Source organism: Brevibacillus fortis (assembly GCF_003013395.1).
GTDB lineage: Bacteria > Bacillota > Bacilli > Brevibacillales > Brevibacillaceae > Brevibacillus > Brevibacillus fortis.
The window spans coordinates 60,975-73,431 of the sequence record NZ_PXZM01000035.1; the positions used below are offsets into that span (position 1 = coordinate 60,975).

The following is a 12,457-nucleotide window of genomic DNA, read 5'->3' on the forward strand; positions in this document are numbered from 1 at the left end:
GGGGGTATTTATGAAAAAGGGATTGGCAATCGCAACCTGTCTAACCTTGCTTTTCGGGGTACTAGCAGGGTGCTCAAACTCTTCCGCACCTGCAGAACCCACTGGCTCCAAAACACCGGCAGAAGCAACAAAAACAGAACCAATGGTGTTGAAATGGAGCATCAACAGTGAACCTCCTTCGATGGACCCTGGGATCGCCGTCGACGCAGATTCGTTTGACATGATTTACGCTGCCTTTGAAGGGCTGACCAGCTACGACGTGAACGGACAGCTCGTCAATGCAACGGCTGAGAGCTTCACCAACTCGCCGGATTACATGAACTACACCTTCAAAATTCGCAAGGACGCAAAGTGGAGCAACGGAGATCCAGTCACCGCCCATGATTTCGTCTATGCGATCAAACGCAACCTCGATCCGAAAACAGCCTCCGAGTACGCCTACCAGCTTTACTACATTAAAGGAGGAGAGGAATACAATACAGGGAAAGGCAAAGCAGAAGATGTTGGCGTCAAAGCTGTAGACGACTATACCGTCGAATTCAACCTGAAGTCACCGACTCCGTTTTTCCGTGAGCTGACCTTCTTCCCAACTCTCTTCCCGTTGCATCAAAAAACGCTGGAAGAAAACCCGAAATGGGCTGACGAGGCGAAAACGATCGTGGGAAATGGTCCTTTCATCATGGATACGTGGGAGCACAAAAGCAAGATCGTCTTTACGAAAAACCCGAACTACTGGGACAAAAACAACGTCAAGCTCGACCGGATTGAAATCGCCATGATCGAGGACAACAATACAGCGTTCTCGATGTTTGAGAATGGCGACATCGACTGGGGCGGTTATCCTGCTTCGACGCTTCCTACAGATGCCATCCCTACGCTTAAAGATGCGGGCAAGCTGATGGTCGCGGATAATCCGGGCACACAATCCGTCGTTTTTAATACAAACAAACCGCCGTTCAACAATAAAAAAATCCGTCAGGCCTTCGCTTATGCGATCAACCGTCAGGAAATCATCGATAACATTTTGCAGACCGGTGTTCCAGCCGCCTACGGGTGGGTACCGACTTCCATGGGCTTAAAACCAGACGGCTACTTTACAGAAGACCAGGCGAAAGCAAAAGCATTGCTGGAAGAAGGCATGAAGGAGCTCGGACTCTCGACCTTCCCGACTGTCACCTATACCTTTGACACGAATGATACTAATAAAAAGCTGGCCGAAGCCCTGCAAGACCAGTGGAAAAAAGCACTCGGCGTTAACGTGAAGCTGTATACGGCAGAGCTGAAGGTATACCGCGACATGAGATCGCAAGCCAACTTTGACATGATTCGCTTCCAATGGGGCGCAGACTTCAACGACCCAATCAACTTCCTCGAGATGTTCCGTGACAAAACGGGCGGAAACAACCACCCGGATTGGGAAAATGCCAAGTTTAAAGAGCTGATCGACAAGAGCTACAACGAGCCTGATCTGGACGCACGTAAAAAGATCCTTTTAGAGGCAGAAACGATCCTCATGGAGGAAATGCCTTTGGCGCCGATCAACTTCCGGGGAAGTCCTTACGTGAAAAACGACAAGGTGAAGGATTTCATCATCTTCCCGCTGGGAGGCGCGTACTTCAAGTACACCTCGATTAGTCAATAGGTAAAAAAGTCTTATGTTTGTGCGAACATAGTGGTGTGGAAGAGAAAAACGGGCTCCCTCCGTTGGTGGCACGCCTACGAGGAAGCAGGGAAGTCCGTCTCCACTCCAAAAAGCGGTACATCGACCAAAAGCCACCCGATGGGCGGTAGCTTCTCGATGAAGAGGTTGGTCGACAGGCGTGTACCGCTTTTTTCCGTTCCGACTGGGCGGACGCGCCAAGGCCTCCGGTCGCTCCGTTTTTCTCTTCCTCGCCGTAGCTTTTTGGATTCACGAGCTTCTTGAAAACATATAATCCAAACAAAACAGGCTGTACCTGTCACAATAGACGGTACAGCCTGTTTTATTACACTTACACAGTCAGCGTTTTTTGTTCGTTTCCGTGGTAGGCATTGGTATCCAGCTCTTTTGTCACTCTGCTCGTCAAGAGTCCAGACGTCATGCTTCCGCTCACGTTGAGCGCTGTGCGGCCCATGTCAATCAACGGCTCAACGGAGATAAGCAGACCGACAATTGCAATTGGCAGATTCATCGTGGACAAGACGAGCAGTGCTGCAAAGGTCGCCCCGCCCCCTACGCCTGCAACCCCGAAGGAGCTGAGTGCCACTACTGCGATCAGCGTCAGGATGAACGATGGTGTCAACGGATCAATTCCTGCGACTGGTGCTACCATGATGGCCAACATGGCCGGATACGTCCCTGCGCAACCGTTTTGTCCGATAGAGAGTCCAAAGGAGCCTGCGAAGTTGGCAGTCCCCTCAGGAACACCCATGCTTTGCTGCGTTTTTACATTCAGCGGCAACGCGCCGGCGCTCGTACGCGAAGTGAAGGCGAACGTCAGGACAGGGAATGCTTTTTTCACATAGGTGATTGGATTCAATCCTGCAAACGTCAACAGCAACAGATGGATGATAAACATGATGATCATTGCCACATACGAAGCGACAACGAACTTGCCCAGCTGCCAGATGGCATTGTAATCGCTGGTAGCTGCTACTCTGATCATGATTGCCAGTACTCCATATGGCGTCAGGCGCAAGATCAAAGTTACGATACGCATTGTAATCGTATGGAATGTATCCACAATTTTCGCAAACAATTCAGCCTGCTCCGGATTTTTGCGTTTTACCCCTAGATAGGCAACACCGATAATCGCAGAGAAAATCACGACGGCAATCGTAGAAGTCGCCCGATCTCCAGTCAGATCGAGGAAAGGATTCGCAGGAAGCAGTTCCAGAATTTTGGCTGGCATGCTCAAGTTCTCGATATCACCTAAGCGCTGCTCCACCTGTTCGATCCGAGCGGATTCTGCATCCCCTTGCTGGAATTGTGCCCCGTCGAGATTAAATGCCAAGGTAGTCGAAATCCCGATCGCTGCCGCGACAGCAGTCGTCCCTACCAAAAGTCCGATAATCAACGTACTGATTCTCCCAATGTTATTGGTTAGTTTCATTTTTGTGAAAGCCGATAAAATAGAGATGAATACCAGTGGCATTACGATCATTTGAAGCAGCTTCACATAGCCTTTCCCTACAATGTTGTACCATTCGATAGTGGATTTGAGTACGTCCGATTTGGCTCCGTATACGTATTGCAAAATGAGTCCAAATAAAATCCCGAGTCCGAGACCAACAAATACCCGCTTGGAAAAAGAAATATGCTTCTTTTGCATGGCATACAATCCAGCAATGAATAAGAGCAACAAAACAATGTTTACGATGATCAATAACGTCGACATATATTCCCCTCCCTTTCGTTTTATGTACCTCTCATTATTGTATTCGTTATAGATATAGTTATATTACCAACAATCCCTACTGGTCAAGTATGAATTGTTTTTTTATTATTCCAAACTGTCTTACAGAGGTACATAATGTCCAGCTGTAGTGGTGGGGAGGAAACAGGAGAAAACGCTCAGCTTCTTGTCCCGCCAGCTGTGAGATTGACTGCCCGACTCCATGCAAAAAGCGAAACCGCGTCCAAAGTGGTCTCTTCCTCGAAGTTATTTCAGAGGTGGACGCTTAAAAGCGTGTTTCGCTTTTTGCATTGCGTCTCGGTCTGAGTCCCAAAGATCTTCGCTGTTTTCTCCTGTTTCCTCTGCGAGCTTTCCGAGTTATTCGGGTTTTAAAAGCCTTAAAAGAATGCAGAACGTATTCGGTCACGCTAGAGAAGAATATTTCCAGACGTAGCGACTTGTGGAGTCCAACCGAGCGGAGAAGGGATTCGCGGGCAAAAGAAACGCAACGTGCTCGCGCTACGAAGCGGCTACCACTTTTGCGTTTCCCCGCGAATCCCTTCGGAGCGGGCAGTCTTAACCCTCAGCAGGACGGAGCCTGGAGCCTAGACTGGAAATATTCTTCTCTCCACTACAGCTCTGCATAAGAAAACCAGGAACCGCCCCTTTGGACGATTCCTGGTTCGTTAGTCGTACGAAATCTTTTCGCTTATTGCAGTTGTTTTCTTACCAAACACCACAGCCAAGTAACGACGACCGCACCAACGGCTCCGGCAATGACGTTGAAGCCGGCCCACATCCACAGCCAATCACCCAGTACCAAATCGCCCAGCCAGCTACCCAAAAGAGCAGCAATGAGCGATGCCCACCAGCCTGATCCTGCCGCTTTTCCTGTACAGATCATACTCATTGCCCACCAAACGACCACACCGACGACAGCCCATACGAACCAGAACATTCGTACACACTCCCTCTCTCATGATGGTGACGCTTACATAAGGCCAAAATAATGACTGGATATCTGTTACCATCATATTGAACAAATGAGAAAGTGTGCATAGGCATTTAATTGGTATACAGTTCCGCTCGGCGGTTGGCTACGCTTGGCAATTTGCCCCGTACTCGTTCAATCCGACTTACATCCAGTTCTGTGATCAATAACGTTTCTTCTTCCCCTGCACTGGCGATCACGACACCCATCGGATCGACGAACATGCTCCGTCCGGCAAAAATATTTCCAACCTGATCAGCGGCACATACAAACATCGTGTTTTCAATGGCACGCGCACGAACCAGGGTCTCCCAGTGATCCTCTTTCATCGCTCCGGCTACCCAGCCTGCTGGCACAAACAAAATATCGGCACCTTGGAGCGCAAACTGTCTCGCAATTTCTGGGAAGCGCACCTCGTAGCATACCATCAGCCCGATTTTGCCGAATTCCGTTTCCACCACTTGATACGGATTATCCCCAGGCGCGATAAAGTCCGATTCTGTGTAGGAAAAGGCATCGTACAAATGTGTTTTGCGGTACGCATGAAGCAGCTGTCCTTCACGGCCTAGAAAAACGGTCGTATTGTAGGCGCGGTTTTCGTCACCCTCGATAGATTCAAACACGCCGCAAACCACGTATACCCCATGTTCACGCGCAAGCTCCGCCAAACCGGAAACAAATGGACCATCCAGCTTTTCCGCTACCTCCGCTGGCGTTACTCCTGACTTTGGCGTGGCAGGTGCACTGTACATTTCAGGCAAGATTACAAAATCTACCCCTGCTGCCTTTGCTTTTGCGATGTAATCAGCTGCTTTTTGCAAATTTTGCGTCTTATCCATCGTTGCTGTAAGCTGTGCAATTGCTACTTTCATGAATATCCCCGTCCTTCCCATTCATTCAAAGCTCTCGTTTTCTTACTTGCTAGTATAACTGATTTTGAGCGAGTTCCAAGCAAATATGCTTTACCAACTGGACGTCTTGTATATAATGGACTTGTCATCTTGCGTATAAATTTTCACCCCATGGGAAGTAGGTGAGTCCATGTCTATCCGTATCAAACTGCTGCTCTCTTACACAGGGATGCTAGTCATCAGCTTGCTGACGTTTTTCGTCGGTGCCAGCCTGTTTACGATTGCGGCGACAGGCGATATCAACAGCTTTCGCGATTTTTATAAAGTGCATTATCAGCTCAATCCGCTCACAGAACAGGAAGAGAATATTTTCCTCGAATTGAAATATCTCGCCAAGAATGAGCCGGACCAGTTGCAAAACGCTGAGCTGCTCGCCGATTACGATTTCAAGCTCAAAACGGTACGAGCCGGCCTGTATGTCCGCAGAGAGAGCAATCAAGTCTTTGCCTCCCCCACCATCAATCAGCCCGAGCTGGAAAACAGCTTGCCACCCTATGACTTGAACAACAACCAGATTCGCAACACGTTCAACATCGGTGAAAGATTTTATGCGTATGCCAAGTTTGACTTCAAGTTCTCCGATGGCGCAAAAGGCAGCGTCTTTGTGATCCGTGAGCGCAGTCCATTTGGTGAGGTTATCCGCAAACTGCTGCCGATTCTCGTGTTCCTCCTCCTCGGTGTCATTGTCATCGCAAACGTCTTGTTGTACCGCTGGATTACCCGCAGCGTCGTCAAACCACTCGATCTACTGCGCAATTCGGCTGAGAACATCAAGGAAGGCAATCTGGACTTTGAGCTCCATCTGCAAACAAAGGACGAGATCGGACAACTGAACGAAGCGTTTGAAAACATGCGCAAACGATTGCAGGAATCAGTGCGGCTGCGCCTTGCGGACGAAGAAAGCCGCAAAGAATTGATCTCCAACATCTCGCATGATTTACGTACACCGATTACCAATATTAAGGGCTACATCGAGGGAATCCGTGATGGTGTGGCTGATACCCCGGAGAAAATGGACAAGTATGTGAACATCATTTACTCCAAGGCGGTAGACCTCGATATGCTCGTCGATGAGCTGTTTCTCTACTCCAAGCTCGATCTGAAGCAAGTGCCCTTTACGTTTGAACATGTGGATATCGTGCAGTTTTTGGACGATTGCATCGATGAGCTACACTACGATTTGGAAAAGAAGGGCATCACGATTCAGTGGAATCAGCGCACAGCAGAAGCCATCCTGGTCATCGCCGATCTGGAAAAAATCAAGCGCACTGTCTTAAACATCATCGGCAACTCGCAAAAATACATGGATAAACCTGAGAAAATTATCTGTGTCTCGGTTCAAGCGGACGCTGATTGGGCCACCATTGAAATAAAAGACAACGGCATCGGTATCCCGCAAGAAGCCATTCCTCACCTGTTCGAGCGCTTTTATCGAGTGGAGCAATCCCGTAATTCTTCCACAGGCGGTAGCGGTCTCGGACTCTCCATCGCGCGCCAGATCATCGAGGGTCACGGTGGCACGATCTGGGTGGAGAGCAAGCACGGAGTAGGTACCAGCCTGTTCTTTACGTTAAAACGTACCCACAAACAATAGGAGGTGCACATTTCCATGTCTTCACGCATCCTCATCATTGAAGATGAGACGACCATCGCTCAACTGGAACGCGACTATTTTGAACTGAACGGCTTTCAGGTCGATTTATGCCACTCTGGCAGCGAAGGCTTGCCGCTTGCCCTCAATGGCGACTACAGTTTGATCATCGTTGATTTACAGCTTCCTGGCATGGACGGCTTCGAATTGTGCAACCAGATCAGGCAAGTCAAGGAAGTGCCGATCCTGATCGTCTCCGCCAAAAAAGAAGAGATCGATAAAATCCGTGCCTTTAATCTCGGTGCCGATGACTATATTACAAAGCCATTTAGTCCAAGCGAATTAGTAGCTAGAGCCAAAGCCCATCTGACAAGATACGAGCGTTTGACAGCCCGACAAACTCAACCATCGAACGCAGAGATTCATATTCGCGGTCTCGTCATCGACAAAGTATCGAGGAGAGTCTACGTACGCAATCAGGAAGTCATTTTCACGACAAGAGAATTCAATCTGCTTGAATTTTTAGCGACGCACCCGAATCGGGTTTTTAACAAAAATGAGCTGTTCGAACGAATCTGGGGCATGGATTCCAGCGGAGATATCGCCACAGTTACGGTGCATATTCGCAAGCTGCGGGAAAAAATCGAAGTCGATCCGTCCAATCCGCAGTATATCGAGACGGTCTGGGGCGCAGGTTACCGATTTACTGTCTAAGCGTGAATACTATGACCATCACAAAGCCTTCAGCGAAAACGAGGACGGATTTGCCGCTCCACGTCAAAGCTGGAGGCTTTTTAATAATTTTTTAAGAACATTTTTAGATTCTATTAATCTCTTGTTTCTTGGCAGTTTAGGTCTCTCGACTATCCTACAGGTAATCAAACAACAGCAACTGATCTGAAGGAGGACCAACTGATGAGAAAGTTTTCCAATAAAATCGCAATTATGATGCTCGCAACCGTTTTGGGCACTGCATCCCTTCCCTACGCTGCACTGAACGTGCAAGCAGCTTCCACTCCCCTGAGTGCTCAAGAAATTCAACAAGCCGTTACTCAACTCTCCAAGCTGCGCGTCATGCAAGGCAGTAATATTCATAATCAAGTTACGCGTGCCGAGCTTGCAAAAATGGTAGCGCACACTTTTGGTTTGCAAGGCGGCAAAACAGATAAATCCGTAACGTTTACAGATGTGAAAGCAAATGACTGGTTCTATAAATACGCGGTTGATTTGGTATCCCTCGATATCATGCAAGCAAAAGATGGTCAATTTGATCCGCGTGGAACCGTGACAGATGCTGAATTCACGCAAATCGTTGCAAAAGCGCTCAAGCGTGATGTGAAATCGGTTAATCACTGGGCAGAACGCTTCTTCTCCGCAGACAGCACCGTTACTCGTGGTGAAGCCGCTTATCTTTTGAATGTGGCTCGTCAGGCAATTCCTTCTGATAAAGCGACCATCACGAACGTACAAGCCTTGAACGAAATTACATTGATTGTGACCTTCGACGCTCCGTTGACCGCAGAAAATGAAGCATTTGCCAAAGCAAAAGAAGACTTCGTCTTTAGCGATGGGCTGACACTGACCAACATGCCGCGCCTAAAAACAGGATCTACCAATACCTACATCGTGCCAACATCGGTTCAAAAGCCAGGAACCACCTATACCTTGACATACAAAGGGAAAAAAGCTGGCACATTCACAGGCAACGCAGCCAAGATCGACATGACGGAAGTGCGCCAAGTAACAAACGACACATTTGAAGTCGAGTCCCTACGAGCAAATGGTGTCATCGATTACGGATATATCATCTCTGCCTACAGCGGAGGGCGCGGTGCAAATGCATTGGTGCTGGATCAAAACAACAGCGCAGACGGCAAAACGTATCAAATCATTCCTTCCATGCAAGCAAGACAAGTGACGATTACACCGGAAGGCGGACAACCAATCGTAGCGAAATACGTGCCTTTCACACAATCAACAGACGGCAAGCAAGAAATTAAATTCCGTCTCCCAGAAGGCCAGGTCCTGACTCCGGGCGTTACGTACACCATTTCCTCCGACTGGGCGAATATCGTAAATCCGACCTTCGTCGCAACAGAAATCGCTCCGCTCGAAATCAGCGAAGCCAAAGCAGCTAGCGAAACTTCTATCACCGTTACCCTGACAGAGGATCCGGGAGACGAACTGTTCTCCGGACGCAGCGTAGAACTCACTAATGCAGACGGAGAAAAACTGTTGGCGACGTACAAATATTCCAGCCGCAAAGGTACCACAGGTGTGTTTGACATCCAGCAAGATGGTAAACTGAAAGCAGGTACCACATACACGGTAACACCTGTCGGCGATTGGGCTGGCAAATCTTCCGCCGAGCTGACAGTCGAGTAGTCTTTGTGTAGATGTTCAAAAAGTCGACTTTTCAGCACCGAGAAAGTAGCGAGAACCTGAAGAAGGAGGAGCGGAGTGTAGGGAACCTACATGAGCACCGGACTTCGAAGGAGAACGTTACTTTCGACGCCGAATTTACTTTCAAAACTACTTCGTGATCAAAAGTTGACTTTTTGAACTACCTCTTCGTGTGATGCAGGTATCCGAATCAAAAGAAAGGTGTGGGTTCGCTATACTGCGTACTGGTCTTATGACGATCGCCATCGCTCTGGCTGGGTGTGAGATGAATTGGAATACCCTCTTGACGAGTGGCGAGCAGCAGGCAACCCAGGCGGTGAAAGTTGAAATGGATAAGCTGAATCAAGCCTTATTGACAGCAACCAGTCAAGGAGATAAAGCATCGATTGAGAAGCTGCTTGCAGAAGGCGCAGATATTGACGCTACCGATAGTAGAGGCCGCACCTCTGCGATGATCGCGGTCCACTCTGCTCAACTCGACATTTTCAACTTGTTGGTTGAACACGGAGCCAACATCAACATCCGAGACAACACCTTAGACAATCCCCTGCTCTTCGCAAGCGCTGCAGGCCAGCTAGCATTCGTAAAAGCTTCGATAGCAGCAGGTGCTGACACTACCATTACAAACCGTTTTGGCGGAACGGCCTTGATTCCTGCGGCTGATCGTGGACATGTCGAGATCGTCAAGGAACTGCTCACCACCTCTGATGTCAACATCGATCACGTCAACAGGCTAGGCTGGACCGCTCTCTTAGAAGCAGTGATTTTGGGCGATGGTGGCAAGAAGCATCAAGAAATCGTGAAGCTTTTGATCGAGCACAAAGCCAATGTCACTCTCGCTGATCACGATGGTGTTACGCCTCTTGCACATGCGAAGAAGCATGGCTACAAGGAAATGATTGACATGCTCACGCAGGCTGGCGGAAAATAAGAAGATAACCTAATTGAAAAAGGATAGGATAGGATCGTCAGAAATCATCTGACCCCTATCCTTTTTCTTATTCCCTAGCCCAAAAGACCCTACAAAACTCAAAACTTTTTCTATATTCAGGCGTCAATTACTAGTGAACTATTCCATTATACCTACACTTTTTTTGATAGGAGCCTGTTTTACATGACCGTCAGCTCGTATACATCTATTCTGGAAACGGACAAACGAATCCGAAAAGCTTCTCCTAACCTTGAAGCCAAGGTGGAGATGTACAAGCTCTTTCTTGCCTCTACAGACGCTATCGAAATCCACATGAATAACCTGACGCATCCTTTGACTACCATCAGAATCTATGACATCCATCGAACAAAACTCGCAGAAGCTGAATACAGTCCGAACGCGCCCATCATCCTTCCGTTTTTTCCGGAGGAAGAAGGTCTTTACTACGTACAACTGACGATTGGGCCTGATCCAGACCCGCAGCACACCTATCAACTGCACGTGGATAAGTACAAACGACTATCAGGGATCATCAATCAATCGGAGGAATTTACCGCAGAGAATGGTCCATACATGATCGGACCAGCGGATGTCATCATAGCGGCTGGGACCTCCATCAGCTTTGAGGCTGGTACATCCATCAACGTACGCTGCCAAAACAAGATCGTCGTCCAAAACGGTGCCTCTATTTCTTTTCGTGGGGAATCAGACAAGCCCGTCGTTGTCATCGGCGCCATTGACGATACAACCGCGCACCGTTGGAATCAGCTCGTGTTATCTCCCTTGGCTGAGGCAAGCTTCCAGCAAATCATTGTGCAATACGACAACGACGAAGACGGAGTAGACTTCCTGACCTCGGCAGCCCCTTTCGTGGCGATTGCCTCATCCGTTGAAGAATTCGAGTCAACCGTTGCCAAAACGAACTATGTGGAGCGGGCCGCAGTCGTGTCTCCCTCTTCTCGCCTGGACTTCATCAAAACTTGGTTCCAACAGTCCAGCCCTTATCGCTTCAGTATTTTGGGCGACCTGTTGCCTGAGCTTTATTTCGGCATTGATGTCACCACCTTTGCACGGTGGGAAACGGATACGAAGCGGATTAACGAAGAACGCGTAGAAGCTGGTGAAATCAATTACTGGGATTTTGTTAACGGCAACTTCACTGCCGATTTGATAGAAGCTACGTATTTGTTTGCCAATAACGAGAGCAGCCCGGAGCTGCGAATCCAACGATTGATTGATTTTCTGAACATCGCGCAAAAATGGAGGAGAAAACACGGGTGCTTCAGCCTGTTCGACATGCTCGATCCCTTCCATGATCACGATGAGGAATTTTACAAAACGTTTGAACAGATGTCGTCCTCCTTCTGGCTCGCGCACAATACGTCCATTATTCACTGGGATACCCTTTCACGGGAACTTGGCATTTGGCAGAAAGAAAGTTTCTTCGAACGGCAATTCATTAACTCTGTCATGATTCGCCTGCACTTCGCAGCCGATCTGCCGTTCTCGCTTCCGGGGTATGGAAATAATATTCCACCTGTCGGCTTTCTCGGTATTTCCATTCACTTTGGCCCGTTCCGCTATCCAGAAGATTACCCGGCTCCCGAGCCTGAATTCGACGTCAATTACGGTGAACTTTCTACAGCTACATACATGAAATTTATGTTCGAATCGTTACTCAATGGCAAAACGAATCCCGTCTACACGTGGTGGATACCTACGCAAGCGGATAAGGAGCTGTTTCGAACCTTACAGGAAAAGGGCATATCGCTGGATTCTCCGCCGGAAGATTGGGACCGTGAATTTGTGCAGCCTGCAAGGAAAACACTGGAGGAGATTCGGGCCTACTATCTTAACCCAACCAAAAGAACGATGACCTCCAACTGTTGAGGTCGGGAGAAGCCATGCCACATGTTTTCCAGTCGCCTATATCCTCTCTTCGTTCGGGCGGTCTCCTTCCAAACATGTGACATGACTTTCGAAAAGCATTGGATTATTTCGGGGGGTTAGACCTTTTGTCAGTTATGTCTCTAGAAGTCTTTTGAGGGGGATGATCTTTTGTTTCAGCATCTTGTGTAATCAGTATTTCACTTTAAGCTTGGATCAGCGTTCTAGAAGCACAAAAAGCTGCGTGGAAAGAAGCGCATTTCCAGTCCAAGCGCCTCTGGAGCCCTACCTAGCGTAGGAATGAATGGCGGGGAATTTAAGCTTCACTTATGAGGTACGTCCTCGAAATTGTCTACGTTTGAAGCGCTC

At 48.4% G+C, this 12,457-nt stretch carries 9 protein-coding genes; 6 read left to right on the forward strand and 3 right to left on the reverse strand.

What is annotated here, in order from left to right; all coding sequences use genetic code 11:
• The first annotated feature begins 10 nt into the window (after positions 1-10).
• On the forward strand, positions 11-1,642 hold the full coding sequence (locus C7R93_RS20605) for a peptide ABC transporter substrate-binding protein (protein ID WP_106840573.1): 1,632 nt from the start codon (positions 11-13) through the stop codon (positions 1,640-1,642).
• A gap of 349 nt (positions 1,643-1,991) precedes the next feature.
• Here the strand turns inward: C7R93_RS20605 and C7R93_RS20610 are convergent, their stop codons facing one another.
• The 3 genes from C7R93_RS20610 to C7R93_RS20620 all read right to left on the reverse strand — a co-directional run bounded on the left by C7R93_RS20610 (position 1,992) and on the right by C7R93_RS20620 (position 5,237).
• Positions 1,992-3,377, reverse strand: a complete 1,386-nt coding sequence (locus tag C7R93_RS20610; protein ID WP_106840574.1) for an L-cystine transporter — start codon at positions 3,375-3,377, stop codon at positions 1,992-1,994.
• 706 nt (positions 3,378-4,083) lie between these two features.
• Entirely contained in the window at positions 4,084-4,332 is a 249-nt protein-coding gene (locus C7R93_RS20615; protein WP_106840575.1) for a hypothetical protein, read from the reverse strand.
• Between the two features lie 107 nt (positions 4,333-4,439).
• Complete coding sequence (locus C7R93_RS20620; protein WP_106840576.1) at positions 4,440-5,237, reverse strand: carbon-nitrogen hydrolase family protein; 798 nt, start codon at positions 5,235-5,237, stop codon at positions 4,440-4,442.
• 169 nt (positions 5,238-5,406) lie between these two features.
• Here C7R93_RS20620 and C7R93_RS20625 point away from each other — a divergent pair, with 169 nt between their 5' ends.
• The 5 genes from C7R93_RS20625 (at position 5,407) to C7R93_RS20650 (ending at position 12,091) form a co-directional block, all read left to right on the forward strand.
• Positions 5,407-6,870: a sensor histidine kinase gene (locus tag C7R93_RS20625; protein WP_106840577.1), complete on the forward strand. Its 1,464-nt coding sequence runs from the start codon at positions 5,407-5,409 to the stop codon at positions 6,868-6,870.
• Between the two features lie 15 nt (positions 6,871-6,885).
• Entirely contained in the window at positions 6,886-7,581 is a 696-nt protein-coding gene (locus C7R93_RS20630) for a response regulator transcription factor (RefSeq protein ID WP_106840578.1), read from the forward strand.
• A 201-nt stretch (positions 7,582-7,782) separates the two neighbouring features.
• On the forward strand, positions 7,783-9,252 hold the full coding sequence (locus tag C7R93_RS20635; protein ID WP_106840579.1) for an S-layer homology domain-containing protein: 1,470 nt from the start codon (positions 7,783-7,785) through the stop codon (positions 9,250-9,252).
• Positions 9,253-9,535: 283 nt separating this feature from the next.
• Positions 9,536-10,201, forward strand: a complete 666-nt coding sequence (locus C7R93_RS20645) for an ankyrin repeat domain-containing protein (protein WP_106840587.1) — start codon at positions 9,536-9,538, stop codon at positions 10,199-10,201.
• A 183-nt stretch (positions 10,202-10,384) separates the two neighbouring features.
• Positions 10,385-12,091 (forward strand): hypothetical protein, encoded by a 1,707-nt coding sequence (locus tag C7R93_RS20650; protein ID WP_106840580.1) that lies wholly within the window; start codon positions 10,385-10,387, stop codon positions 12,089-12,091.
• Positions 12,092-12,457 lie beyond the last annotated feature (366 nt).

Bases quoted from the DNA above. Each gene is read 5' to 3' on its own strand.
- C7R93_RS20630 (WP_106840578.1), top strand. From the start codon at position 6,886: ATGTCTTCACGCATCCTCATCATTGAAGATGAGACGACCATCGCTCAA.
- C7R93_RS20625 (WP_106840577.1), top strand. From the start codon at position 5,407: ATGTCTATCCGTATCAAACTGCTGCTCTCTTACACAGGGATGCTAGTC.
- C7R93_RS20610 (WP_106840574.1), bottom strand. From the start codon at position 3,377: ATGTCGACGTTATTGATCATCGTAAACATTGTTTTGTTGCTCTTATTC.
- C7R93_RS20650 (WP_106840580.1), top strand. From the start codon at position 10,385: ATGACCGTCAGCTCGTATACATCTATTCTGGAAACGGACAAACGAATC.
- C7R93_RS20620 (WP_106840576.1), bottom strand. From the start codon at position 5,237: ATGAAAGTAGCAATTGCACAGCTTACAGCAACGATGGATAAGACGCAA.
- C7R93_RS20645 (WP_106840587.1), top strand. From the start codon at position 9,536: ATGAATTGGAATACCCTCTTGACGAGTGGCGAGCAGCAGGCAACCCAG.
- C7R93_RS20615 (WP_106840575.1), bottom strand. From the start codon at position 4,332: ATGTTCTGGTTCGTATGGGCTGTCGTCGGTGTGGTCGTTTGGTGGGCA.
- C7R93_RS20605 (WP_106840573.1), top strand. From the start codon at position 11: ATGAAAAAGGGATTGGCAATCGCAACCTGTCTAACCTTGCTTTTCGGG.
- C7R93_RS20635 (WP_106840579.1), top strand. From the start codon at position 7,783: ATGAGAAAGTTTTCCAATAAAATCGCAATTATGATGCTCGCAACCGTT.